Source organism: Deinococcus gobiensis I-0, from assembly GCF_000252445.1.
Classification (GTDB): domain Bacteria; phylum Deinococcota; class Deinococci; order Deinococcales; family Deinococcaceae; genus Deinococcus; species Deinococcus gobiensis.
Window position 1 is genome coordinate 1,299,412 of sequence record NC_017790.1, and the last position, 22,570, is coordinate 1,321,981.

Here is a 22,570-nt window from a genome sequence, read left to right on the forward strand (position 1 = left end):
CCGTCAGGTGAGGTCATCTTGCGGTATCTGGCGACAAAGTTCAAGTGGTTGCTGGCAGTTGCCGCAAGTTGGCATGAATTAAACTGCGTGCCATGTCCCTGACCCTCTCGGTCCTGAGCGGCGAGTACGCCGTATGCCAGCTTCCCGAAGCCGCCGCGCCGCCCGCCTGGGCCCTGTCCGGCGAGCTGTGGACCCTGACCCGTGCGCCCGGCGAACTGTCCGTGGTGTGCGGCGCCGCGCAGGTGCCTGCCGGGGTCCGCGCCCAGAAGGGCTGGGCGGCGCTGCGGCTGCACGGCCCTTTCGAGTTCACGCTGACCGGCGTCCTGGCGGGCGTGCTGAACCCCCTGCGGGACGCCGGCGTGGGCATCTTCGCGCTGTCCACCTTCGACACCGACTACGTGCTCGTCGCGCAGGAGCGGCTGCCGGACGCCGTGGCGGCCCTGCGCGCGGCGGGCCACACCGTCAGCCAGACGGTCAGAAGGTAAAGGCGTCCCGCGTGAGGTGGTAGCGCCACACCGGTACCCGCTCGCCCCGGTAGAGGTCCGGTTCGCCCTCGCCGGCGCGCACGAAGCCCAGGCGGCGCATCAGCGCGTGCGAGCGGGCATTGGGGGCGTGGACCTCAGCCCGGACCTCCAGCAGCCCCAGCGGCCCGAAGGCGTGCGCGAGCATCAGCCGCCCGGCGCGCGTGCCCCGGCCCTGGCCCCAGGCGGCGGGGTCGCCCAGCGCGATGCCGAACTCGCCCGAGGTGCGGGTCAGGTCCGCGAGGTCCGTGTACCCGATCAGGCGGCCGTCTTCCTCGATGCCCAGGCGCAGGAAGTCCGGCCCTACCCCTGCCATGACCGTCAGCCAGTGGCGGCGTAGCACCCGCTCGCTCAGACCGGGGGTCCAGCCGTTCGCCAGACAGAACTCGCGGTCCTGGCCCCAGCGCGCGGCCGTGCCCTCGTCGCCGGGCCGCAGGGGGCGCAGGCTCAGGTCGGCCACAGATGGTCCAGGAGGTCGGCGGCGGTGCCCTCGCGCCCCAGCCGGTAGCCCTCGCCCGCCCAGAGGCTCAGGACGCCGGCCTCGCCCGCCCTGGCCCCGGCGGCGCGCAGCTCGCGGGTCAGGGCGTTCTGGTACGGGTAGGGCAGGGGCGCACGCACGGCCGCGCTCAGGGCGTTGACCAGCCCGCGTGCCGGACGACCGCTGAAACTGCGGGTCAGGCCGGTGGGGGCCATGCCCGCCGCCAGCGCCGCGCGGTAGGGGGCGGAGGTGCCCGCCTCGTCGGCCCGCAGGAAGGCCGTGCCGCACTGCGCGAGGCTGGCCCCGGCGTCCAGCGCGGCCTGTATGTCCGCGTGGATCATCAGGCCGCCCGCCGCGATCACGGGCACGTCCAGGGCCGCCGCCGCGCGCCGGGTCAGGTCCAGAGTGCCGGCCAGCTCGTCGCCCGCGTCCTCCCAGCCACCCCGGTGCCCGCCAGCCGCCCCGCCCTGCACGACCACGGCGTCTACGCCGTCCCGGGCGAGTTGCCGCGCCTCGTCCAGCCCGGTCGCCGTGCCGAGACTCAGGATGCCCCGGGCGCGCAGGGCCGCGAGCTGCCCGGCATCCAGCCGCCCGAAGGCGAACGAGAAGACGGCGGGCCGCGCCTCCAGCACCGCCGCGAACTGCCCCGCGAAGTCCTCGGCGGCCCGGGCGGGCAGGGTGGGCGGGGTCAGCCCCAGCGCCGCGCAGAAGGGCGCGAGTTCGGCTGCCGCCGCCCCGACCTGGGCCGGGGTCGGCGGTGCGGGGTGGCCCGGCGCGAACAGGTTCACGGCGAAGGGCCGGGCGGTCCGGGCGCGGAGGTCGGCGACCGCCTCCGTGATCTGCCCCGACGTCAGGTAGGCGGCGCCCAGGCTGCCCAGCCCGCCCGCCTCCGAGACGGCGGCGGCCAGCGCGGGCGTGCCGATGCCCCCCGCCATCGGCGCGAGGACCACCGGGCGCGTGAGGCCCAGGCGGCGTGCCAGGGCACTGGAGACCTGGGGGGTCATGACCGCACCGCGCCTCCCCGGATCCAGCCCAGGGCCAGCGGCATGACGCGCGGCAGCACGACCAGCGACTGGAGCGGCACGGCGATGAGGGTGACGACCAGGGTCACGACCGGCAGCGGCACGCGGCCCAGCAGGGCGGGCAGCGTCGCCAGCAGTACGGCCGTGATGAGCGGATAGGTGCAGGCCCACACGACCAGCGCCGTGCGGTAGCGTGCCCGGCCGTGCAGCACCGGAAAGCGCACCCAGCCCCCGCCGGTCAGCCGCTCGACGAGCGGGAACACCACGAACTGCGTCAGCGGCACCAGGATCGCCGTCAGGATCAGGGCGCTGACGGGGGTGGGCACGCGGCCCAGCAGCAGCGGCCCCAGCACGAGCAGCAGCAGCGTGATCGCCGGGTAGATGCCCAGCCAGCGCGCGACCATCAGCCTCAGCGGCGAGGTGGTGAAGGGAGGAGGGCTGGGCGCGGACACGGGCGCATCCTACCCGGCGGCCGAGCGGCGCGTCTGTCGCCTGGCTCCCGGCAGCGGCGCGTCCGGGGGCGTAGCCTGCGCGGCGAGCATGACCCTTCCCGACTTTCCCCGTGCCTGGACCGCCTACCGCCGCGCGGCCTACCTGACCGGGCCGTCGCCCCGCCGCCAGTTCCTGCCGCGCGAGGTGCTGCTGGGCCTGCTGCGGCAGGTCGAGGAGCGGCTGCCCCTGCTCGACGCCCCCGACCTGCCCTGGACACTGGCGGGGCGCGTCCACGACGCCGAGTACCTGCGGCGCTGGCGCGCGGGCGAGGTCACGCGGGCCGAGGAGCGGGCGATGGGCTTCGCCTGGACCCCCGGCATCGTCGCGCGTGGCCTGGGCAGCTCGGGCGCGACGCTGGCCGCTACCCGCGACGCGCTGGCGGGCGGGCTGGGCCTGAACCTCGGCGGCGGCACCCACCACGCCTACGCGGGGCACGCCGAGGGGTTCTCCTTCCTGAACGACGTGGCGATCTCGGCGCGCTGGCTGTTGGACCACGCGCATGCCCGGCGCATCCTGATCCTCGACCTGGACGTGCATCAGGGCAACGGCACGGCCAGCCTCTTCGCGGGTGAGAGTCGGGTGCTGACCGTCAGCGTCCACGCGGCCCGCAACTACCCGTTCGACAAGGAGACTAGCGGCCTGGACGTGAATCTGCCCGACGGCACCGGGGACGCCGAGTACCTCGCGGCGCTGGACACCCGGGTCGCTCCGGTGGTGGCCGCCTTCCGGCCCGACTTCGTGTACTACCTCGCGGGGGCCGACGTGCTGGCGGGCGACCAGCTCGGCCGCCTGGCCCTGAGCCTGGACGGAGTGCGGGCCCGCGACGAGCGGGTCTTCCGCTGGGCGGCGCGGGCCCGGCTGCCCCTGGTGATGGTCACGGCCGGGGGTTACCACCGCGAGCCGGAGCAGCTCGTACGGGCGCGGCTGGGTACGGTCGAGGCGGCGCTGGCGGCCTATGTCCGGTAGCGCGGAGAGCACCGGCAGTTCAGGCTCGGTGGCCCGGTACAGGACCTGGCGAGCGAGGGGATCGGAGCCCGGGAGCTCGTAACTGCCTGGGGGCGTCGGGGTGAATCTGGTCCTGCGCCGGACGCACTGGCGGACCGTCCGGATGGGCAGGGCCGGGTGGTGCAGCCGTCAAGCTGGCCGGCGCCCGTGGCCCGGACAGAGGAAACCGCGAGCAGGGGAACTGTCCGTGTCCAGTCCTGTTTCCGGCACGCTCTCCGGGAAGGGCTGGTGCGCGGCGGCTGAACCCGGGGCCGGACGCGGTACACTGTGGGCATGACCGTTCTCCTCACGCCCCCCTAGCGAGAGTCGAGAACGCGCGTTTTTCCCAGAATCCAAGCCATCTCGGGCCGTTCCCAGGCCCGCCGGAGTTTCCATGACCGCACCTGCCGCCCAACTCGAAACCGAGATTGCCCGCCGCCGCACCTTCGCCATCATCTCGCACCCCGACGCCGGGAAAACCACCATCACCGAAAAGCTGCTGCTGTACGGAGGCGCCATTCAGGAAGCGGGCAGCGTGACCGCCAAGGAAGGGCGCTCGCACACCAAGTCCGACTGGATGAGCATCGAGCAGCAGCGCGGAATTTCCATCTCCAGCTCGGCGCTGACCTTCGAGTACCGGGGCCGGCACGTCAACCTGCTCGACACGCCGGGCCACCAGGATTTCAGCGAGGACACCTACCGCACCCTGACGGCCGCCGACTCGGCGCTGATGGTGCTCGACGCGGCGCGCGGCGTGCAGACCCAGACCGAGAAGCTGTTCGCGGTGTGCCGCAACCGCGAAATCCCCATCCTGACCTTCGTGAACAAGATGGACCGTCCCGCCCTGGACCCCTTCGAGCTCATCGCCCAGGTCGAGGAGACGCTGAAGATCACGGTGGTGCCGCTCACGTGGCCCATCGGGGACGGCCCGGATTTCAAGGGCGTGTACGACCTCCAGACCGGGCAGGTGCTGGCCTTCGAGCGCACCTCGGGCGGCAAGCACCGCGCGCCGATGCAGACCGCCGGCCTGGACGACCCGCAACTCGACGCCCTGGTCGGCCGGGACCTCGCCGCCAAGCTGCGCGAGGACGTGGAACTCATCCAGGGGGCCATGCCCGAATTCGAGGCCTCGGCTTTCCTGGCGGGCGAGCTGACCCCGGTGTTCTTCGGCTCGGCCATGAACAATTTCGGCGTCGAGCATTTCCTGAGCAACTTCGTCGAGCTGGCGCCCCCGCCGGGGGCCGTCGAGACCAACCAGGGCGAGCGTGAGCCGGACGCCCCCTTCGCGGGCTTCATCTTCAAGCTGCAGGCCAACATGAGCAAGCAGCACCGCGACCGCACCGCCTACATGCGCGTGATGTCCGGGCACTTCGAGCGCGGCATGGACGTGACCCACACCCGCACCGGCCGCAAGCTGCGTCTCTCGCAGGCACACACGCTGTTCGCCCAGGACCGCGAGAAGGTCGAGGAAGCGTATCCCGGCGACATCGTGGGGCTCGTGAACCCCGGCGTCTTCCAGATCGGGGACGTGGTGAGTGTGGAGGGCAAGCTGCTGCTGCCCAGCTTCCCGCGCTTCACGCCCGAGACCTTCGCCACCATCGCCCTCAAGGACGTGGGCAAGCGCAAGGCCTTCATGAAGGGCCTGACCCAGCTCGCCGAGGAAGGGGTGGTGCAGGTCTTCTACCCGACCGACGGCGCGCGCGACCCCTATCTGGGCGCGGTCGGCCCGCTCCAGTTCGAGGTGTTCCAGGCGCGGCTCTCGGAGGAGTACGGCGTGGAGGTCGAGATGAACGTCACGAGCTACGGGCTGGTGCGCTGGCTGGCGGGTGACCCCAGCAACGTGGCCCGGTTCGCCCGGCACGTCGAAGACGACCAGGGCCGCCCGGTCATGCTGTTCCGCAGCAAGTACGACCTCGAATACACCGCCGAGCAGCACCCGGAAATCGAGTTCCTGCCGCTGCCCCGCGACCTCACGCGGGTCTGATCTCCCAGCCGCCTGAAAGACTGGCGTGACGCCCACAGGCGCATCCTCGGCGGGTGCGTCTGCTGCGTTCCCTCTGTCTCGCCCTGTGCCTGGGGTCGGCCGCGTCCGCGGCCTCTGCGCCCGTTCCCACCGGCTATACCCTCCAGGGCGTGCCGCTCATCCGCCAGACCTACAACGCCTGCGGCCCGGCGAGCATCACGCAGGTGCTGGGGTATTTCGGATTGAAGGTCGCCCTGGCCGATGTGAGCCGCCTGACCCGCCCCACCGAGCGCTCGTACATGACCGCCCAGGCCATCGTGGACTTCGCGCCGCAGGTCGGCATGGAGGCGCGGCTGTACTCGGGCGGCTCGCTCGCCACCGTGCGCGCGGCCATCCGTCAGGGCCTGCCCCTGATCGCCCTGCAATCGCACATTCCGCGTGCGGGTACCGTCATTCCCCACTGGCGCGTGGTCGTGGGCTATGACGACGCCGCAGCCCAGGTCGAACTCATGGACCCGCTGCTGGGCCACGTGGCGATGGGGTACGCCGACTTTACGCGCGTGTGGGCCGACCACAGGGGCCAGTTCGCGGTGTTGTACCCCCCGCAACTGCGGGCGCGCGTGCGGGCGACGGTGGGGTAGGGAGAGGGGGAAGAGACGAGGGGCGGCTAGGAGCCGCATCCCCCGCCGCCGCACCCACTCCCGCAGCCGGCCCCGCCGCCGTCGCTGCTGCCGCACCCCCCACCGTCTGTGTTGCCGCCGTCGCCGCCCAGATCCAGGCCGAACAGCACCAGCCCGCCGGCCCCGGCCGCGCCGTCGCCGGGCCTGGAGTGGCCCCCCCGGCGGCCGAGCAGGACCGCCAGGGCCAGAATGCCGAAGACCAGGGCAGTCGGCAGCAGGAACAGGAGCGTGCCGGTGAGGACGCTGCCCCCCAGGCCCAGCACCGCCGCGCCGACCACCCAGCCCCACAGGCCGCCCGGTGCGGGCCGCTGCGCCGGATTCGTAGCGGGTATCGCCGGGCGGGGCCAGCAGGTGGCCGGTGCCGCCTCGCCGAAGGTGCGCTCGTACAGCGCCAGCGTGTCCAGATACTGTTCCCGCAGCCGGGCCGCGTCCCCCGGGTCGCCGGTACCGGGCTCGTGGTGCAGCGGTGCAGGCAGTAGTGCCTGAAACCCGCCCCAGTAGTCGCGGGTGAACATCAGGTGGGTGTGCCACACCTCGTCTACAGCGGGCGAGGGGGTCACGGGCCGGCCCAGCGTGGCGAGATACACGAAGCGGCGGTACTCGGTCTCGGCCTGCTCCGCGAAGGCGGCGCTCCAGCCGTGTTCGCGCATCAGGCGGGCGCGAAGGCCGTCGGGGAGGGGCCAGGTGTTGAGGTCGGGATTGGGAGTCGGTCTGCCGCTGTGGATGGTCATCGTTGCCTCCAGGGATTCGTTTCGGCGGTGCGTATGCGGGGTCTCGGTGGTGTCGCCATCGTCGGTGGGCTGTGTCAGGCGCAGGTCAGCCGCCCCCGACCGGCCACAACAGAAGAGCGGCCCGCCTCGTCGGGGGCCGCTCGGTCGTGCGTTCCGGATTTACTGCAACGCCTGAATTCCGCGCTTGAGGATCGCGTCGCCCTGCGTGTCCACCACGGCCTCGCCCTGGGTCGAGCTGCGCTCGGGGCGCTTGACCTCGCCGGTGTAGGTGAACTTGCCGTCCTTGTCGGCCGTGACCGTCACCGGCTTGCCCGCCACCGTGATCGTCAGCTTGCTGCCCGGAGTCGCGCCGCCGCCCGTGAAGTTCAGCGGCAGGGTGTAGCGCGTGTCGGTCACCACGATGTCGGGCGTGATGCCCTTCTTGTGGATCTCGCGGCCCTTGGGGGTCAGCCACGCGCTGTTCACGATGGCGACCTTGCCGCCGTCGGGCAGCGTCACCGGAATCTGGGCGACGCCCTTGCCGAAGGTCTGCTCGCCGATGATGGTCGCGCGCCCGGCGTCCTGGAGCGCGCCCGAGACGACCTCGCTGGCGCTGGCGCTGTTCTTGTTGACGAGCACGACCAGCCTGCCGGTGTAGTCGCTGGGCTGGTTGCGGGCCTGCCCGTAGACCTGCGGCTTGGCGTCGCGCTCGCGCAGGCTCACGATAGGGCCGCTCTGCAGGAACTGGTCGGCCACGTCCACGCCGGCCGAGAGCAGGCCGCCGCCGTTGTCGCGCAGGTCCAGGATGAGTTTCTGCACGCCCTGCTTTTTCATGTCCGCGACCGCTTCACGGAACTGGGCGCTGGCCTGCTCGTTGTAGAAGGTGTTCAGGGCGATGTAGCCGATCTTGCCCGGCAGCACCGTCTTCTCGACGCTGATGATGTTGACCTTGTCGCGCGTGAGCTTGACCGTGTAGGGCTTGCCCTGACGCGCGAAGGTCACGTTCACGGCCGAGCCGATGGGGCCGCGCACCAGTTTCACGATGTCGTCGAGCTTGGCGCCCGTCACGTCCTTGTCGCCGATCTTGACGAACACGTCGCCGATCTGCACGCCGCTTTTCGAGGCCGCGTTGCCCTTGTAGACGTTGTCCACCTTGCCGCCCGTGCCGTCGCCGTTGACCCCGACCAGCGTCACGCCGATGCCGCCGAAGGACCCGCTGAGGTTCTCGGCGTCGATCTCGTTGTTCGACGGCTCGGTGTAGTACGTGAACTCGTCGTTCAGGCTGCCGATCGCGCCGTTGATTGCGCCGCGCAGCAGCTTGTCCTGGTCCACCGGGTAGAGGTAGTACTTGTTCAGGTCGTTCAGGACGGTCAGGAGGGTCTTGCCCTCGGAGGAGTTGCCCAGATTCTGCGCGGTGTAGCCGCCCATCTGTGCATAGGCGACAGCGGCGGTCAGGGCCAGGGTTCCGGCCACGACGAACAGACGGTTGCGGTTCACGCTCCGGAGAATAGAGCGCTTCCCTGTGGGGCATTTGAAATGCAAGTGACAGCTGCGTAGGGAAGATGAGAGCCGCGCCAGCGCCCCTTCACGTCCGGGGCCGGGCCTGGGCTATGCTGAGTGTCAGGCATGCACAGTTTCCTTCTTCTCGCCGCACGTCGGGCCCATTGCCGGTCTTCTCAGGGGCCAGAAGCATGATCGATTTCCGCGGTGTGACGCTCGAATACCCGGTGACGCGTACGCTGGCACTCGACAACCTCAGCCTGCACGTCACCAAGGGCGAGTTCGTGTACCTGGTGGGGCATTCGGGCGCGGGCAAGAGCAGCTTCATGAACCTCGTCCTCAAGCGGGCGCTGCCCACGCGCGGCGAGGTCCGTGTGGCGGGCGAGCCGCTCTCGCGCTACCGGGGCCGCCGCACGCCGCTGCTGCGCCGGCGCATGGGCACGGTGTTTCAGGACAACCTGCTGCTGCATCACCTGAGCGCCTACGACAACGTGGCCTTCGCCCTGCGCGTGACCGGCGTGCCCGCGCGCGAGTGGCCGGCGCGGGTGTCGGGGGCGCTGCGCACGGTGGGTCTGGAACACAAGAAACAGGCCCTGCCGCTGCAACTGTCGCTGGGCGAGCAGCAGCGCGTCGCCATCGCGCGGGCCATCGTCTCGGACCCGCCCCTGCTGCTGGCCGACGAGCCGACCGGCAACCTCGACCCCGACAACAGCCGCGAGGTCCTCAAGGTCCTCCAGAACGTCAACCTGCGCGGCACGACGGTGGTGGTGGCGACCCACGCCCGCGACCTCGTGGAGACCTTCCGGCACCGCACGCTGACGCTGCGCAAGGGCAAGCTGGTCCGCGACGACGCCCTGGGCGGCTACGCGCTGTGAGCTATCACTTCCGGCAGGCGCTGCTCGCCATGCGCGCCAACCTCACGGCGACCTTCTCGACCCTGACCACCATGACCATCACGCTGCTCGTGCTGGGCGCGGTGCTGCTGCTCACCCTGAACGTCAACCGGACCCTGTCGCAGCTCGAATCGCAGGTCGAGGTGGCCGCCTACCTCACCTCGTCGGCCGACGGCGAGGCGCTGCTCGCGCGTGTGCGCGCCTACCCGCAGGTACGTGCGGCCTCGCTGGTGAGCCCCGAACAGGTGCTGAGCGAGATGACGCGCGACTACCCCTACGCCCGTGAGGCGGCGGCGCTGGCGGGCAACCCCTTTCCCGAGACGCTGCGGATGCGTGTGGCGAGGGTCGAGGACTCGCGCCGGGTCGCCGACGCGGTCTCGGCGCTGCCCGGCGTCGAGGACGTCGAGTACGGCGCGGGCTACGTGGACCCGGCCGTACGCACCCTGACGGCCGTGCGCGCCGCCGGGTACGCGCTGGTGGCCCTGCTGCTGCTGGGCACGCTGTTCAACATCCTGAACGCGGTGCGGGTCGCCATGTACGCCCGCCGCAGCGAGATCGGCGTGATGCGCCTGCTGGGGGCCACGCCCGCCTTCATCCGCATGCCGCACCTCATCGAGGGGGTGCTGGTGGGGGTGCTGGCCGCCGCCCTCTCGGCCGGGCTGCTGGGGCTGGCCTATACGCAGCTCGCGGGGCGGGTGGCGCAGTTCGTGCCGGTGTTCCCGGTCGTCACCGACTGGCAGACCATCGCGCCCGTGCTGGGCGGGGTGGCGGCGCTGGGCCTCCTGATCGGGCTGCTGGGCAGCCTCTTCGCCACCAGCCGCTACCTGCGGGAGCTGGAGTGACCCGCCCCGCCGGGCGCGGCCCGGCAGCGGCCGCCCTGCTGCTCGCGGCGGCCCTGGCGACGGCCCAGACGGCCTGGGGACCACGCGCCGCCGCGCAGGAGGCCGCGGCGGTCGCCATTCCTGCCCCCGCGCCGCGCCCACCCCTCAAGTTGCCGACCACCAGCGAGCGCCTGGAGCAGCTTCAGGGCGAGCTGCAACAGCAGCGCAGCCAGAGCCGCGAGCAGCTCCGGCAGCTCAACGTCATCCGGGGGCGGCTCCAGAGCCTCACCGCGCAGCAGCGCCAGACGCTCGGGCGGCTCGACGCGCTGGCCGACAGCGTGGCCTCGCTCGAAAACGATCTCGCCCGCGTCACGGCCCGCGTGGCCCTGGCCGAGCGGCAGCTCGACGACCTCGGCGCGCAGCGCGAGCTGACGCGGGCGCGAGTGGCGAGCCTCCAGGCCGACGTGCGCAGCCTCCTGAACGCCCTGTACCGCGAGCGCAGCGGCCAGTACCTCGCGCTGCTCTCGCAGGCGAAAAACCTCTCGGACCTGCTCATCCGCCTCGACTACGCCAACATGGCGGGGCGGCGCAACGTGGACGTGATCCAGGCCCTGCGCCGCGAGGCGGACGTGCTCGCGCAGCAAGAAGCCCTCCAGCAGCAGCAGACGGCGAGGCTCAAGGCGCTCCAGGGCCAGCGGCAGGGCACGCTGGCGGGACTGCGCACGCGCCGCGCCGAGCAGAACCGCCTGCTCGCGGCCCTCAAGACCTCCGAGCAGGGGCAGCGGGCGCTGCGGGTGCGTACCCAGGCGCAGCAGGCCCTCACGGCCCAGAGCATCGACCAGCTCGTCGGGCAGGTCGTGAAGGAGCGCGCCCGCATCGAGGCCGAGCGCCAGCGGCTGCTGGAGCAGGAACGCCTGCGCCGCGAGGCCGAGGCCCGGCGCATCCGCGAGGCGCAGGAACGTGCCCGCCAGGAGGCCCTGCGCCTGGCCCGCGAGCGTGCCGAACAGGAGCGCCGGGCGCGCGAGGCCCAGGCCGCCCGCGAGCGCGCCGCCGCCCAGGCCGCCGCGCAGGCCCAGCGCGAGCGCCAGCAGGCCCTGGCCCGCGAGCAGGCGACCCTGCGGACCCGCAGCGTTCAGGTCGCGCAGGCCCAGCAGCGCGCCGAGGTGGAACTCGCGCCTCTGCCGGCCAGCAGCAGCGCCGGGCCGGTAGGGTTTCCGCTGCCCGGCGGGCAGGTGGCCGCGCCCTTCGGGTCCTCGGGGGCGCAGTGGGTCGTCCTCAGCGGCCCCAGCGGCGCGCAGGCGACCGCCGCGCTGGAGGGCAACGTGCTGGCCGCGACCTATTACGCCTCGCTGGGCTGGGTCGTGCTGCTCGACAACGGTTCGGGCATCGTGACCGGCTATTTCGGGCTTCAGAACGCGGGCGTCAATGTCGGGGACCGGGTGGCGCGCGGCGCGCCGCTGGGGGTCATCGGGGGCAGCCACATCTTCGGCCTCGACCGCATGGCCTTCCAGCTGCGGCAGGGCACCCAGGCGGTCGCGCCGAGCTTCTGAGGGGCGGGGCGGGCCGCGCTTGCCCCCACTCCCGCGTTTCTGATACTCTCTTTCGGTGCGCTCCCGGTTGGCTGCTGACGGGCGCATGATCTCCGTGCAGTCCTACTGCGGAGACGGCACCCTCAAAATTCAACCCCCCGAGGTTTTTGCACATGGTCAAGATTCGCCTGTCCCGTTTCGGTTCCGCCCACAACCCCCACTACCGCATCGTCGTGACCGACTCGCGCCGTCCCCGTGACGGCGGCTACATCGAGAACCTCGGCCACTACGACCCCCGCAAGACGAGCGAGAACTACGTCAAGGTCAACACCGAGCGCGCCGACTACTGGCTCGCGCAGGGCGCCCAGCCCACGGCGACCGCCAAGCGCGTCCTGAAGTCGCAGGGCGTCAAGTTCGCCTGAGCGGACCCGAACCAAAAGAGAAGGAGGCCCTCAGGGGCCTCTTTTTTTGTCCTGTGGCGCGGCCGGCCGGTCCCTAGTTCAGCACGCGCGTACCCTGCGACTGCACCGGGGTCCAGTCGGCACGGAAGAGCAGGGTGTCCTGCGGCCCGCGCACCGGCACGTACCACACCCGCACGCCGCCCTCGTGGTGCGCCAGGGGCAGGAAGGCGGTCTGGCCCGCCCGCAGGGTATTCAGGGGCTGGCCCTGCGGGTCGCGCACGAGCAGCCAGCCGTTGACGCTGCGCGGTGACCAGCCCGCCAGCCGCAGCTCGGAGCGGGACACATTGCGGATCTGCGCGCCGCTGGGCGTCAGGGTCACGCTCAGGTCGGGCCATTCGGGCACGCGGCTGCGGCTCCAGCGGGCCTGGAAGCCCAGTTCGGTGCGCCGGGTGCGGGGGGAGGCGGCGCTGGAGAGCAGGCCGGCCAGCCCGCACAGCAGCAGGGTCAGGCCCGCGACCAGGGGCAGGGTCTGACCCGCGCCCGTCGTCAGGGCCGACCAGCCCAGCGCGGCCCCGAGCAGCGCGGCGATCAGCGGCCAGGTCCAGCCGGGGCGCGTGCGGGCGCGGCGGTAGCCCGGCACCCAGAATTCGAGCACGAGCAGGAGGCCGCCCCCCACGCCGAAGAGGGGAGGCACGTCCAGCACCGGGGCGAGCAGCAGCGCCAGCAGCCCCGCAACGGCCCACCACGCCGCGCCCGGCCGCCAGCCGCGCCGGGCCTCCCGCCAGACCTGCCCCAGCCAGTAGGCGGCCAGCAGCAGCAAACTCAGCCCGAACAGGGGGGTCACGCCGGGCAGCAGGGGGGTCAGGAGGTCCACCTAGTCCTCCTGCCGGCCCGCAGCGCCGCCGGTGTTGGCGTGGCGGCCCAGGCTGGCGGGGCGCGCGGCTCCCCCCAGGCCGGGCTGCCCCTGACGGGCGACCTCGAAGACCAGATGCCCGAGCTGGTCGCGCAGCAGCCCCTCCCAGGCCGTCTGCACGGCGTTCAGGCTGCCCGGCAGGGCAAACAGCAGCGCTCCGCGCGACAGCCCCCCCAGCGCCCGCGAGAGCATGGCCGCGCCCCCCACCTGCGCGTACGAGAGCATCCGGAACAGTTCGCCGAAGCCCGGAATCGGCTTGACGATCAGCGATTCGATGACGGGAATGGTCACGTCGCGCCCGGCGATGCCCGTGCCGCCGCTGGTGATCACGAGGTCGCAGCCCTGCATGAGCCGCACGAGCGCCGAGCGGATCTCGACCGCGTCGTCGCGCACGATGACGTGCCCGGTGACCTCGTGCCCGGCCGCGAGCAGCTGCGCACGCAGATACTGGCCGCTGGTATCGGTCTCGGGCGTGCGCGTGTCGCTGATGGTCACCACCGCCGCCCGCACCCGGCTCGGCCCGGCCGCCTGATGCTGCGGCGTGGCCGTCGAGGGGGTGATGGTCGAAGGCGGGGCGGCGGGGTCACTCATGTGCAGTGTTATACGTCCTGTGCCGGGCGACCGACAGCGGCGTTTCTCCGGAAGTCGGGGGGGGGTGGCCGGCCGGCTGCGCCGACCCTTCGGGCAACGCTTGACAAATTTCGCCTCCCGACCTATTCTCTTTGAGCGCGAAAGGAAGCCCACGGGCAGACGGAAACGCGAGAAGAAGTACCAGAGTAACGCAGGGTAGAGCAGTCTGGTAGCTCGTCGGGCTCATAACCCGGAGGTCGCAGGTTCAAATCCTGTCCCTGCAACCAAAGAAACTCCCGTCCAAGTGGCGGGAGTTATTTTTTGTTTTGTACGCAGGCCGCAGGCTTCCCGACTGGAGCCTGCGGCCTGCGTGAGCGGCCTAGTAGGTGTAGAAGCCCTGTCCGCTCTTGCGGCCCAGCCGCCCGGCCTGCACCATCTTGCGCAGCAGGGGCGAAGGGCGGTATTTGTCGTCGCCCAGGCCCTGGTGCAGCACTTCCATGATGGCGAGGCAGGTGTCCAGCCCGATGAAATCGGCCAGGGTCAGCGGCCCCATCGGGTGGTTCATGCCCAGTTTCATGATGCCGTCGATGGCTTCGGGCTCGGCCACGCCTTCCATCACGCACTGGATGGCCTCGTTGAGCATCGGCATCAGGATGCGGTTGGAGACGAAGCCGGGAAAGTCGTTGCACGCGAGCGGTGTCTTGCCCATCTTCTCGGCCGTCTCGGTGATGAAGCGGGCCGTCTCGTCGCTCGTCCGGTAGCCCCGGATGACCTCCACGAGCGCCATGAGGGGCACAGGATTCATGAAGTGCATTCCGATGAAGCGTTCCGGGCGGCCCGAAGCCGTCGCCAGCGCGGTAATCGGAATAGAACTGGTGTTGCTCGCCAGGATGCCTTCCGGCTTGACGGTCTCGCCCAACCGCCGGAACAGCTCGGCCTTGATGCCCTCGTTTTCGACGATGGCCTCGACCACAAGGTCACAGGCCGCGAAGTCGGCGAGGTCGGTGGTAAAGGTGATGCGGCCCAGCACCGTTTCGGGCGTGTCGCTCAGTTTGCCCTTTTCATGCAGCTTGCCCAGGCTCTTTTCGATGACGGCGCGGCCCCGGTCCAGAAATTCCTGCTTCTGGTCGTGCACGACGACCGTAAATCCGCTCTGCGCGGCGACCTGTGCGATGCCGCCGCCCATCTGTCCTGCACCGATGACTCCGAAGTTCATAGGTTTCTCCAGTTTAATTCTGCTCACCACGAACGGGAAAGCGGTTGAGGATGTCACTGATCTGATGGATGACCGGGGGCAAGTAAGACTGATCGAGCGCGACGAAGAATGTATGTTCCTGCGTCATTTGATTCGGCGTCAATGAAATCTCGACTTTGAGGCCACCGTTCGGCTGCGCTGTCAGGCGCACTTTCAACTCCGGCTCTATCGTCCAGAGACCTGCTTCTCCGTCCAGCTGCTCGTAAAGCATGCGGAGCTCCTCCCTGAAGCGGGCGAGTTCCGCAGTCATCACGAATGCTCCGGCGGCCTTCACCCAGGACTGTCCAGGGAGTTCCACTTCAGCCCTGACGTTGAGCCAGTTGGCATCCCAGTCATCGTCTACATCGGGGAATTGGTAGCCGTCCACGGACAGGCTCAATGGCCCGAGCACAAGGTCAGCCTCAGTCAAAATCACTCCACCAGCGGTACGCCGTCCAGCTCGATCCCCCTGCCGCGCTTGACGGGCGTGAAGGCCGTGTAGCGGTACTCCGACATCCCCTCCTGCACGAACGGGTCGCCCGCGAAGATGGCCTCCAGTTCGGCCTGGCTTTCGGCGCGCGCCACCAGTACGCCGCCCGTGCCGTCCACCTTGCGCCCGGAGGTCAGAAACACGCCCGAGACGTAGTGCTGGTCGAGCCACGCGCGGTGCCGGGGCGTGACGGCGCTCAGTTCGTCGCCGGTCTTGAGGTAGGTGCTCTCGATGATCCACAGGGTCGGGGCGGTCTGGTTCTGCGTCATGTCTCTAGCCTACCCGCCGCACGGCCAGCGCCAGCCCGTTGCCGCCGCCCATACACAGGGTCGCGACGCCCAGTTCCTTGCCCTGCTGTTTCAGGGCGTGCAGCAGCGTGACCAGAATCCTCGCCCCACTCGCACCGATGGGGTGGCCCAGGGCGACCGCGCCGCCGTTCACGTTCACCCGCGCCGGGTCCAGGCCCAGTTCGCGGCTCACGGCGAGGCTCTGCACGCTGAAGGCCTCGTTCAGCTCCCACAGGTCGATGTCGGCGGCCGTCATGCCCAGCTTGCCCAGCAGTTTCCGGGTGGCGGGCACGGGCGTCATCATCACCCATTCGGGGGCCAGCCCGCCGGTCGCGTAGTCCACGATCTCGGCCAGCGGCGTCAGGCCGTGGGCCCTGGCGGCGTCTTCACTCATGACGAGCAGCGAGGCGGCCCCGTCGTTCAGGCCCGGCGCGTTGCCCGCCGTGACCGAGCCGCCTGGCTTGAAGGCCGGCTTGAGGCGGCCCAGCGTCTCGGGGCTGGTGTCGCTGCGCGGCCCCTCGTCGGCGTCCACCACCGTGTCGCCCCTGCGCCCCCGGACGGTCACGGGCACGATCTCGTCCGTGAAGCGCCCGGCCCCCTGCGCCTCGACCGCGCGGCGGTGGCTCTCGGTCGCGTAGGCGTCCTGCTCGTCGCGTCCGATGGCGTATTTCTCGGCCACGCGCTCGCCGGTCAGGCCCATGCCCTCGTCGTTGATGGAACACCACAGGCCGTCCTGGGTGTTCGCGTCGAGCACCTGTGCGTGGCCCAGGCGGTAGCCCTTGCGCGCCTGGGGCAGCAGGTGGGGCGCGTTGCTCATGGACTCCATGCCGCCGGCCAGCACCGCCGACTGGTCGCCCGCGCGGATACTCTGCGCCGCCAGCATGACCGCCTTGAGCCCCGAGCCGCACACCTTGTTGATGGTGAGCGCCCCGACCTCGGGCGACAGGCCCGCCCGCAGGGCCGCCTGCCGCGCCGGGTTCTGGCCGCAGCCCGCCTGCACGACCTGCCCCATGATCACTTCCTCGACCAGGCCCGCTTCCAGGCCACTGCGGCGCAGGGTTTCGGCCAGGGTCAGGCGGCCCAGTTCGACCGCCGCGACGCTTTCCAGCGCCCCCAGGAACTTGCCGGTCGGCGTGCGCGACGCCGCCACGATGACTGCTTTTTGCATGGGGTCAGGATAGCGCGGCCTGCCTAACGGACGTTTGTTCTGGCCGGACATGGGAACGAGGCTGCGCCTGGGGGCGTACCTGGAGGCGGTATGTCACTTCCCTTTCTCGTGTTTCTGGTCGCCTGGCTCGTCGGGATGGCGGGGACCTTCGTGCCGGCGCTGCCCGCCACCGTCATCATCTTCGCGGGCACGGTCGCGGCCACGCTCCTGGACGGCTTTCAGGTGTGGCCCGATCTGCCCTTTCTGCTCACCTTCGGGGTCATCACGGTCCTGATCTCCCTGGTGGACAACGTCGCCTCGGCCTGGGGCGCACGCAGGTATGGCGGCAGCAAGCAGGCCATCTGGGGGGCGCTCATCGGCGGTCTCGTGGGCATCGTCCTTCCCTTCGGGCTGATCGTGGGGCCGCTGGCCGGGGCGCTCGTCGCCGAACTGTTCGTGGTCCGCAAGCCCCTGCAAGAAGCCCTGCGCGCCGCCTGGGGCACCCTGGTGGGCCTGCTGACCGGTATCGCGGCCAAGCTGGTGCTGCACCTGATGATCGGGGTCTACGAGCTGTGGCGGCTGTGGGACCCGTCGCGCAGCGTGTTCGGCGCCGCCTGAGGCTGGGCAGTGGCCGCTCAGGCCGAGGCGGGGAGCGGGTCGCCGGACCGCTCCTCCCAGACGAGGTCCCGCATGACCCAGCCACTTCCCGAGAAGCGCAGGCCGCGCCGGATGGCGCCCAGCAGGTAGCGCCGCACCTCGCCCACCCCCAGGCCGCTGTGGCGCGCGATGTCCCCGAGGTTGCGCTGGCCGTCCAGAAAGGCGGTGATGGGGTGCTTGCCGTGCGCGGGGCTGGGCCGCAGCACCAGCGCGAACCACGCGTAGGTGTCGGTGGCCTCCAGGCGGCCGGCCTGCACAGCCTGCGCGACCTCGGCGGCCACGTCGATCAGGGGACGGCCCGAGCGGCGGGCAGCGGCGCGCACGCTGCGGCCCTCGCCCTCCGCGAACAGCGGCACTTCGCCCCGGAAGACGCGGCTGGGGCTGCCCACGGTGCGGCACACCCGTTCCCATTCGTCGCTGACCCGCGCCCACTCGCTGAGCAGCGGCCCGTAGGCCTGGATGGGCCGCCCGGTGATGGAGCGCGACTCGAACTCGAAATCGCCGCGCTGCGGTGAGAGGGGGCAGGTATGCAGCGCCTCGAGGCCCAGCCAGTCGAGGACGCCGCCCGCCACGACCTCGCCCTGCGAGAAGGTGACGGTGTAGGGGACTTCGCCGCCCACGCTGAGCACGCCGGTCTGGCGGGATTCGTGAACCAGCTCCAGCAGGCCCAACAGGGGAAGGTCGGAGAGAAGGCCGCGCATGTGTCCGGGTAGTGTACCGGTTCGTTGCTGACCGTGAGTTTGTATCTGACAGGGGCGTCCGCCCTGGCAGGTGGGGGCGTCCGTTGGGGGTAGACCTGGCAATCGCTCAGCGGCGGGAACTCAGGTCCAGCCAGGCCGCGCCCAGCGCCACGCTCACGTCGGTGGCGCTCAGGCCGTAACCGTGCTGCGCTCCGGCGAGCTGCCCTGCCCGGGCATGCAGCGAAACCCCGGCGAGCGCCGCCCCGGCCGCGTCCAGCCCCTGACCCAGCAGCGCCGCGATCACGCCCGAAAGGGTATCGCCCATGCCCGCGCTCGCCATGCCGGGATGGCCGGGACGCGCGACCTGCACGCCGCCCGGGTGGGCCACCACGCTCGGCCCCCCCTTGAGGACCACCACGCCGCCGTACCGCGCCTGCAACGCCCGCGCCGCCTCGAGAGGGTCGCGGGTGATCTCGGGGGTCCGGGTGCCCAGCAACCGCGCCGCCTCGCCGGGATGCGGGGTCCACACGCAGGCGTCGTGGCCCGCTCCGGTCAGCTCGGGCTGGAGGGCGTCGGCGTCGAGCACGGTGGGAATGCGCCAGCCCAGGACCAGCCGCGCCAGCGCCGGGGCGTCCGGCCCCAGCCCCATACCCAGCGCGAGGGCGTCGGGCCGGGCGTCCGGGAGAGTGTCGGCCAGCGCTCCGGCGAGGTCGGCGTGGCGGCGCACCATCAGTTCGGGCATGACCAGCGGCACCTCGGCCGCGCTGTGGACCGTGACCAGCCCCGCCCCCGCCCGCAGCGCCCCCACGCCCGCCAGGGCCGGCGCGCCGACCGTGCCGGGGTGGCCCCCCACGATCCAGACCCGCCCGGCCGTGCCCTTGTGGGCGTCGGCGGCGCGCACCGGCAGCCGCGCGGCGACCTCGGCGTCGGCGGGGCGGGTGGCCGTAGCCTCCGCCAGTGCCCAGCCGGGGGGCAGGCGCAGGCCGTCGAGCCGGACCTGTCCGGCCAGGTGCGCCGCCGGGCCGAACAGCAGGGCCGTCTTCCAGCCGCACAGGGCGACGGTGTGGTCGGCGCGCAGCGGGTCACCGCTCACTTCGGCCATCTCGGCGTCCAGGCCCGAGGGGAGGTCGATGGCGACCACGGGCCGCCCGGCGGCGTTCACGGCCGCCACCACCCCGGCCAGCGCGGGACGCAGCGGGGGCGTGAAGCCGGTGCCCAGCAGCCCGTCCACGACCACCGCCGCCCCGCCGAGCGCCCGGCGCAGCGCCGCGAGCCCGGCCGGCGAGGCCGCCAGCGGCGTGGTCCGGACCCCGGCGGCGAGGAGGCGTCGGCGGTTGGTGCGGGCCAGCGGATGCCGGGCATTCAGGCCGCGGACTTCCACCGCCCGGCCCAGGGCGTGCAGGTGCCGGGCGGCCACGTAGGCGTCGCCGCCGTTGGCCCCGCTGCCCGCCAGCAGCAGGACGCGGCCGGCAGGGAAGGCGGCGTGGACGGTGTCGGCCACCGCGCGCCCCGCTTCCTCCATCGCCAGTTCGAGCAGGCCCGCGCGCTCCAGCCGCAGGTCGAGGGCGCGCACGCCCGCCGGGGTCAGGACCGGGTCCACGCGCCCTTATCCTCCGCGGCTGAAGAGCAGCAGCGCGGCGATCACGACCACGACCGCGATCACGGCCACGCGCACCAGGCGCAGTTTCGGGCTGTTCTTGAACTGTTCGCGCAGTTCCTCGCGGCCCTCCTGCTGGCTGCGGCGTACCCCCAGGCGCTGCGCCTTGCGGATGGACCCCACCGACTCGTAGACCTTGCCCTGCCGCCGCAGCGCCACCCCGAGGTTGTGGTGCGCGCCGTCGTAGTCGGGCGCGAGCTTGAGGACCTCGCGGTACTCGGCCTCGGCCTGCTGGGGGTCGCCGGCCTCCAGCGCGAGGTTGCCCAGGTTCATGCGCGCGCGGTAGTGGCCGGGGTCGTGGGCCAGCGCCTCCTCGAAGCGGCCCCTTGCTGCCCCCGCTTCGGTGCGCAGGGCGTGCAGCACCCCCAGCGCGTTCAGGGCCTCGGCGCGGGTCAGCGGGTGCGCCTCGGCCGGGGCGAGACAGGCCTGGAGGCCGGCGGGGTCGCGTTCGGCCGCGCCCTGGTCCAGCGCCCCCAGCGCGCGGCGCAGCATCTCGGGTTCGGCCAGCGTCCGGAGCAGCGCGGCTTCGCCCTGAGTCTCGGCCTGGGTGTCCTGCAGGCCGACCGCATAGGCCTCCAGCGCCCGCCGGGCGGCCGGGTAGCGCCGCGCGCGCACGTCCTCCTGAAAGGCGCTCAGGGAGGTCAGGGCGGCGATCAGCGACGGCGGGGCGAAACTCAGGGTGGCGGCGGCCTGCGCGCGGCGCCACTCCCCGTTGCGGGCAAAAGGCTTCCAGTCGGGCTGGGTCGGGGTGGGGCCGGCCGGAGCGCCGGGGGTCGGCGTGCCCGGCCCCGTCTCCGGATCAGGCCGTTCCAGGTCCAGCACGGAACCCTGACGGGCGGGATCGCTCATGGCGGCAGTATACTGACGCGCCCGCTGCCCGCTCTGGCCGCAGCGTCACCTTCGCCGCGCCGGAGCCTGCCTGGACGCCGCGTGCCTGGAGCTTCCCCTTGACTGACCGACCCCCCCTGACCGACCCCGACCCGACCCTGGCCGCCGCAGCCGACCTGCCGCCGGCCACCGCGCCGCTGTACTCGCCCGCGCGGGTACGCGAACTGCTCGACCGCCACGGCCTGCGCCCGACCAAGAGTCTGGGCCAGAATTTCCTGATCGACGGCAACATCCTGCGCGCCATCGCGGCGGCGGGGGGAGCGGCGCCCGGCGTGAACGTGCTGGAGGTCGGCCCCGGCCTGGGCGTCCTGACCCGCGAGATCGCCTCGCGCGGCGCGCAGGTCACGGCGCTGGAAAAAGACGAGCGGCTGCGGCCCGTGCTGGCCGAGACCCTCGGGGATACGGACGTGAGGGTCGTGTGGGGCGACGCGCTGGATTTCGACTACGCCGCGTTGCCGGCGGGTACCCGCGTCATTGCCAATCTGCCCTACTACATCACGGGGGCGCTGCTCTCGCGCTTCATGGCCGCGCCGGGCATCGTGAGCGCGACGGTGCTCGTGCAAAAAGAGGTGGCCCACCGCCTCGCCGCGCGCCCGGGGGGCGACAACTACGGCTTCCTGAGCGCGCTGGCCGCCCTGTACGGCACGGTGACGCTGGTGCGCGACGTGCCCAAGGGGGCCTTCTTGCCCGCGCCCGACGTGACGAGCAGCGTCGTGCGGCTGGATTTCGACCGCGAGCGCCCGCAGCCCGATCCCGCCCTGATCGCCTTCGTGGACGCCGCGCTGCACCACCGCCGCAAGACGCTGCGCAACAACCTGCGGCTCGTGGGCCATGCGGGCGAGGCCATCGACGCCGCGCTGGAGACGGCCGGGCTGCGGCCCGACGTACGCGCCGAGGACGTGTCCCTGGCCGATCTGGAAGGTGTCGCCCGGCAGCTGAACGTGATACGGTAAACTCGCATTCCAAATGCAAAGCGTCTCCGGCCTGGAAGCGTTTTCACATCCTCGGCTCAGGGGGCCGGCTTTCTCCTCGCCCCGGAGGTTATTCCCGTGAAGTTTTACGTCATTGGCGACGTGACCGTTGATCATCTGTACTACCTCGACGCCCTGCCCGAACCCGGCGCGGAAGTCGTCCCCCGCCGCGCCAGCATGCAGCCGGGCGGGGCGGGCGGCACCATCAGCGTGACGCTGGCCCGCCTGGGCCACACCGTGACGCTGGCCGCGCGTGTGGGCGACGATCCTTTCGCCGAATACGCGCTGGCCCAGGTGCGCGAGAGCGGCGTCTCGGAAAGCGCCATCCAGCGCGATCCCGACGTGCTCACGAGCACCATCACCGTCCTCCAGACCCCCGGCGGCGAACGCGCCATGATCAGCGACGGGGCCACCAACCGTCTGCTGGACCCCGCCAAGCTGAAGAAGCGCGACATCGAGACCACCGACGCCCTGATCGTCAGCGGCTACAGCCTGACCGAAGGTCCGCAGCGCGAGTACGCCCTGAAGGCCATCGAGATCGCCAAAGCGGCCAAGAAGAAGGTGCCGGTGTTCATCGACCTCGGCACGGGCGCGGTGAACAAGGTGGGGACCAAGCTCGTGCAGGACGTGGTCGCTGCCGATTACCTCACCCTGAACCAGCACGAACTGCTCGCCCTGACCGGCACCGGCAGCCTCAGCGCGGCGCTCGCGCAGCTCGGCGGCGCGGGGGCCCGGCAGGTCGCCGTGAAGGTCGGCAAGATGGGCAGCGTCGTGTGGTCGCCCGAGGAAACCGAACTGGTGGACTCGGTGATTCCCGAGAAGCCGGTCGTGGACAGCACCGGGGCGGGAGACACCTTCACGGCGGCCTTCGCGCACGCGGTGCTGAACGGCGCGCCGCTCTCGAAGGCCGCCCGCGCGGCGAACGCGGCGGGCGCGCTGGCCGCCACGACCGTCGGCGCGCAGAGCCGCGAGATCACGGCCGCCGACCTGGAACGGGCGCTCGGCCGCTGAGCTGACCTGACCCCGGCGCCCCGGCTGCGGCCGGGGCGCTTCTTTTTGGGCCGGGACCGGTGCGTGCGCGA

General features: G+C 71.7%; 25 protein-coding genes and 1 tRNA gene. 12 read left to right on the forward strand and 14 right to left on the reverse strand.

Features of this window, described 5'->3' with window-relative positions:
- The first annotated feature begins 92 nt into the window (after positions 1-92).
- Positions 93-485 carry an ACT domain-containing protein gene (locus DGO_RS06050; RefSeq protein ID WP_014684598.1) on the forward strand — a complete coding sequence of 131 codons (393 nt, stop codon included), beginning with the start codon at positions 93-95 and terminating at the stop codon, positions 483-485.
- On the opposite strand, the gene DGO_RS06055 is transcribed toward DGO_RS06050, so the two are convergent.
- Genes DGO_RS06055 through DGO_RS06065 form a run of 3 tightly spaced genes read right to left on the reverse strand, consistent with a single transcriptional unit; the run spans position 475 to position 2,473 of the window.
- Positions 475-981 carry a GNAT family N-acetyltransferase gene (locus DGO_RS06055; RefSeq protein WP_043801298.1) on the reverse strand — a complete coding sequence of 169 codons (507 nt, stop codon included), beginning with the start codon at positions 979-981 and terminating at the stop codon, positions 475-477. The two genes, DGO_RS06050 and DGO_RS06055, sit on opposite strands and share 11 nt — an antisense overlap.
- Positions 969-2,003: an NAD(P)H-dependent flavin oxidoreductase gene (locus tag DGO_RS06060; protein ID WP_043801302.1), complete on the reverse strand. Its 1,035-nt coding sequence runs from the start codon at positions 2,001-2,003 to the stop codon at positions 969-971. The genes DGO_RS06055 and DGO_RS06060 overlap by 13 nt, the downstream gene beginning before the upstream one ends.
- The gene (locus DGO_RS06065) at positions 2,000-2,473 is read right to left on the reverse strand and encodes a putative antibiotic biosynthesis monooxygenase (protein WP_145975263.1); all 474 of its coding nucleotides are present in this window, start codon (positions 2,471-2,473) and stop codon (positions 2,000-2,002) included. The genes DGO_RS06060 and DGO_RS06065 overlap by 4 nt, the downstream gene beginning before the upstream one ends.
- A gap of 88 nt (positions 2,474-2,561) precedes the next feature.
- Here DGO_RS06065 and DGO_RS06070 point away from each other — a divergent pair, with 88 nt between their 5' ends.
- The 3 genes from DGO_RS06070 (at position 2,562) to DGO_RS06080 (ending at position 6,101) form a co-directional block, all read left to right on the forward strand.
- The gene (locus DGO_RS06070; RefSeq protein ID WP_043801306.1) at positions 2,562-3,479 is read left to right on the forward strand and encodes a histone deacetylase family protein; all 918 of its coding nucleotides are present in this window, start codon (positions 2,562-2,564) and stop codon (positions 3,477-3,479) included.
- A gap of 412 nt (positions 3,480-3,891) precedes the next feature.
- On the forward strand, positions 3,892-5,481 hold the full coding sequence (locus tag DGO_RS06075) for a peptide chain release factor 3 (protein ID WP_043801310.1): 1,590 nt from the start codon (positions 3,892-3,894) through the stop codon (positions 5,479-5,481).
- A gap of 149 nt (positions 5,482-5,630) precedes the next feature.
- Positions 5,631-6,101 carry a C39 family peptidase gene (locus tag DGO_RS06080; protein ID WP_014684604.1) on the forward strand — a complete coding sequence of 157 codons (471 nt, stop codon included), beginning with the start codon at positions 5,631-5,633 and terminating at the stop codon, positions 6,099-6,101.
- Between the two features lie 26 nt (positions 6,102-6,127).
- Here the strand turns inward: DGO_RS06080 and DGO_RS21040 are convergent, their stop codons facing one another.
- On the reverse strand, positions 6,128-6,871 hold the full coding sequence (locus DGO_RS21040; protein WP_014684605.1) for a glycine-rich domain-containing protein: 744 nt from the start codon (positions 6,869-6,871) through the stop codon (positions 6,128-6,130).
- A 159-nt stretch (positions 6,872-7,030) separates the two neighbouring features.
- The gene (locus DGO_RS06090) at positions 7,031-8,347 is read right to left on the reverse strand and encodes a S41 family peptidase (protein ID WP_014684606.1); all 1,317 of its coding nucleotides are present in this window, start codon (positions 8,345-8,347) and stop codon (positions 7,031-7,033) included.
- Positions 8,348-8,541: 194 nt separating this feature from the next.
- Between DGO_RS06090 and ftsE the strand changes: the two genes are divergently transcribed.
- From ftsE to rpsP, 4 genes are all read left to right on the forward strand, one after another.
- Entirely contained in the window at positions 8,542-9,225 is a 684-nt protein-coding gene (gene ftsE, locus DGO_RS23775; RefSeq protein ID WP_043801318.1) for a cell division ATP-binding protein FtsE, read from the forward strand.
- The gene (locus tag DGO_RS23780; protein ID WP_226991476.1) at positions 9,222-10,085 is read left to right on the forward strand and encodes a cell division protein FtsX; all 864 of its coding nucleotides are present in this window, start codon (positions 9,222-9,224) and stop codon (positions 10,083-10,085) included. The genes ftsE and DGO_RS23780 overlap by 4 nt, the downstream gene beginning before the upstream one ends.
- On the forward strand, positions 10,082-11,614 hold the full coding sequence (locus DGO_RS06105; RefSeq protein WP_083847229.1) for a murein hydrolase activator EnvC family protein: 1,533 nt from the start codon (positions 10,082-10,084) through the stop codon (positions 11,612-11,614). Before DGO_RS23780 ends, DGO_RS06105 begins: the two co-directional genes overlap by 4 nt.
- 152 nt (positions 11,615-11,766) lie before the next feature.
- Entirely contained in the window at positions 11,767-12,015 is a 249-nt protein-coding gene (rpsP, locus tag DGO_RS06110) for a 30S ribosomal protein S16 (protein ID WP_014684610.1), read from the forward strand.
- Between the two features lie 73 nt (positions 12,016-12,088).
- Here the strand turns inward: rpsP and DGO_RS06115 are convergent, their stop codons facing one another.
- Positions 12,089-12,868 carry a hypothetical protein gene (locus tag DGO_RS06115; RefSeq protein ID WP_043801322.1) on the reverse strand — a complete coding sequence of 260 codons (780 nt, stop codon included), beginning with the start codon at positions 12,866-12,868 and terminating at the stop codon, positions 12,089-12,091.
- Positions 12,869-13,498, reverse strand: a complete 630-nt coding sequence (locus DGO_RS06120) for a MogA/MoaB family molybdenum cofactor biosynthesis protein (protein WP_014684612.1) — start codon at positions 13,496-13,498, stop codon at positions 12,869-12,871.
- A 189-nt stretch (positions 13,499-13,687) separates the two neighbouring features.
- Here DGO_RS06120 and DGO_RS06125 point away from each other — a divergent pair.
- Positions 13,688-13,764: transfer RNA gene (locus DGO_RS06125), tRNA-Met, on the forward strand.
- A 92-nt stretch (positions 13,765-13,856) separates the two neighbouring features.
- Here DGO_RS06125 and DGO_RS06130 read toward each other — a convergent pair.
- From DGO_RS06130 to DGO_RS06145, 4 genes are read right to left on the reverse strand one after another with little or no spacing between them, the layout of a single operon-like run.
- Positions 13,857-14,693 carry a 3-hydroxyacyl-CoA dehydrogenase family protein gene (locus DGO_RS06130; RefSeq protein WP_014684613.1) on the reverse strand — a complete coding sequence of 279 codons (837 nt, stop codon included), beginning with the start codon at positions 14,691-14,693 and terminating at the stop codon, positions 13,857-13,859.
- Positions 14,694-14,706: 13 nt separating this feature from the next.
- Positions 14,707-15,141 carry a WapI family immunity protein gene (locus tag DGO_RS06135; protein ID WP_145975264.1) on the reverse strand — a complete coding sequence of 145 codons (435 nt, stop codon included), beginning with the start codon at positions 15,139-15,141 and terminating at the stop codon, positions 14,707-14,709.
- 2 nt (positions 15,142-15,143) lie between these two features.
- The gene (locus DGO_RS06140) at positions 15,144-15,470 is read right to left on the reverse strand and encodes a YciI family protein (protein WP_014684615.1); all 327 of its coding nucleotides are present in this window, start codon (positions 15,468-15,470) and stop codon (positions 15,144-15,146) included.
- A gap of 4 nt (positions 15,471-15,474) precedes the next feature.
- A complete protein-coding gene (locus DGO_RS06145) occupies positions 15,475-16,656 on the reverse strand; it encodes a thiolase family protein (protein WP_014684616.1) in 1,182 nt (393 codons plus the stop codon).
- Between the two features lie 90 nt (positions 16,657-16,746).
- Here DGO_RS06145 and DGO_RS06150 point away from each other — a divergent pair, with 90 nt between their 5' ends.
- Entirely contained in the window at positions 16,747-17,253 is a 507-nt protein-coding gene (locus DGO_RS06150; RefSeq protein ID WP_014684617.1) for a DUF456 domain-containing protein, read from the forward strand.
- Positions 17,254-17,270: 17 nt separating this feature from the next.
- Here DGO_RS06150 and DGO_RS06155 read toward each other — a convergent pair whose 3' ends face one another.
- The 3 genes from DGO_RS06155 to DGO_RS06165 all read right to left on the reverse strand — a co-directional run bounded on the left by DGO_RS06155 (position 17,271) and on the right by DGO_RS06165 (position 20,478).
- The gene (locus DGO_RS06155; protein WP_043801328.1) at positions 17,271-17,993 is read right to left on the reverse strand and encodes a DUF4388 domain-containing protein; all 723 of its coding nucleotides are present in this window, start codon (positions 17,991-17,993) and stop codon (positions 17,271-17,273) included.
- 106 nt (positions 17,994-18,099) lie between these two features.
- Positions 18,100-19,494 (reverse strand): NAD(P)H-hydrate dehydratase, encoded by a 1,395-nt coding sequence (locus DGO_RS06160; RefSeq protein ID WP_145975390.1) that lies wholly within the window; start codon positions 19,492-19,494, stop codon positions 18,100-18,102.
- 84 nt (positions 19,495-19,578) lie between these two features.
- Positions 19,579-20,478 (reverse strand): tetratricopeptide repeat protein, encoded by a 900-nt coding sequence (locus DGO_RS06165; RefSeq protein ID WP_014684620.1) that lies wholly within the window; start codon positions 20,476-20,478, stop codon positions 19,579-19,581.
- A gap of 116 nt (positions 20,479-20,594) precedes the next feature.
- On the opposite strand from DGO_RS06165, the gene rsmA reads away from it, so the two are divergent.
- Positions 20,595-21,470: a 16S rRNA (adenine(1518)-N(6)/adenine(1519)-N(6))-dimethyltransferase RsmA gene (gene rsmA / locus DGO_RS06170; protein ID WP_050920890.1), complete on the forward strand. Its 876-nt coding sequence runs from the start codon at positions 20,595-20,597 to the stop codon at positions 21,468-21,470.
- 96 nt (positions 21,471-21,566) lie between these two features.
- Positions 21,567-22,499, forward strand: coding sequence for a carbohydrate kinase family protein (locus DGO_RS06175; RefSeq protein ID WP_043801330.1), 933 nt, complete (start codon positions 21,567-21,569; stop codon positions 22,497-22,499).
- Positions 22,500-22,570: the final 71 nt, after the last annotated feature.

Excerpts from the sequence above, each read along its gene's own strand:
- DGO_RS06050 (WP_014684598.1), top strand. The coding sequence starts at position 93 with ATGTCCCTGACCCTCTCGGTCCTGAGCGGCGAGTACGCCGTATGCCAG.
- DGO_RS06060 (WP_043801302.1), bottom strand. The coding sequence starts at position 2,003 with ATGACCCCCCAGGTCTCCAGTGCCCTGGCACGCCGCCTGGGCCTCACG.
- DGO_RS06070 (WP_043801306.1), top strand. The coding sequence starts at position 2,562 with ATGACCCTTCCCGACTTTCCCCGTGCCTGGACCGCCTACCGCCGCGCG.
- DGO_RS06075 (WP_043801310.1), top strand. The coding sequence starts at position 3,892 with ATGACCGCACCTGCCGCCCAACTCGAAACCGAGATTGCCCGCCGCCGC.
- DGO_RS21040 (WP_014684605.1), bottom strand. The coding sequence starts at position 6,871 with ATGACCATCCACAGCGGCAGACCGACTCCCAATCCCGACCTCAACACC.
- ftsE (WP_043801318.1), top strand. The coding sequence starts at position 8,542 with ATGATCGATTTCCGCGGTGTGACGCTCGAATACCCGGTGACGCGTACG.
- rpsP (WP_014684610.1), top strand. The coding sequence starts at position 11,767 with ATGGTCAAGATTCGCCTGTCCCGTTTCGGTTCCGCCCACAACCCCCAC.
- DGO_RS06120 (WP_014684612.1), bottom strand. The coding sequence starts at position 13,498 with ATGAGTGACCCCGCCGCCCCGCCTTCGACCATCACCCCCTCGACGGCC.
- DGO_RS06130 (WP_014684613.1), bottom strand. The coding sequence starts at position 14,693 with ATGAACTTCGGAGTCATCGGTGCAGGACAGATGGGCGGCGGCATCGCA.
- DGO_RS06140 (WP_014684615.1), bottom strand. The coding sequence starts at position 15,470 with ATGACGCAGAACCAGACCGCCCCGACCCTGTGGATCATCGAGAGCACC.
- DGO_RS06145 (WP_014684616.1), bottom strand. The coding sequence starts at position 16,656 with ATGCAAAAAGCAGTCATCGTGGCGGCGTCGCGCACGCCGACCGGCAAG.
- DGO_RS06150 (WP_014684617.1), top strand. The coding sequence starts at position 16,747 with ATGTCACTTCCCTTTCTCGTGTTTCTGGTCGCCTGGCTCGTCGGGATG.
- DGO_RS06155 (WP_043801328.1), bottom strand. The coding sequence starts at position 17,993 with ATGCGCGGCCTTCTCTCCGACCTTCCCCTGTTGGGCCTGCTGGAGCTG.
- DGO_RS06160 (WP_145975390.1), bottom strand. The coding sequence starts at position 19,494 with ATGGAGGAAGCGGGGCGCGCGGTGGCCGACACCGTCCACGCCGCCTTC.
- DGO_RS06165 (WP_014684620.1), bottom strand. The coding sequence starts at position 20,478 with ATGAGCGATCCCGCCCGTCAGGGTTCCGTGCTGGACCTGGAACGGCCT.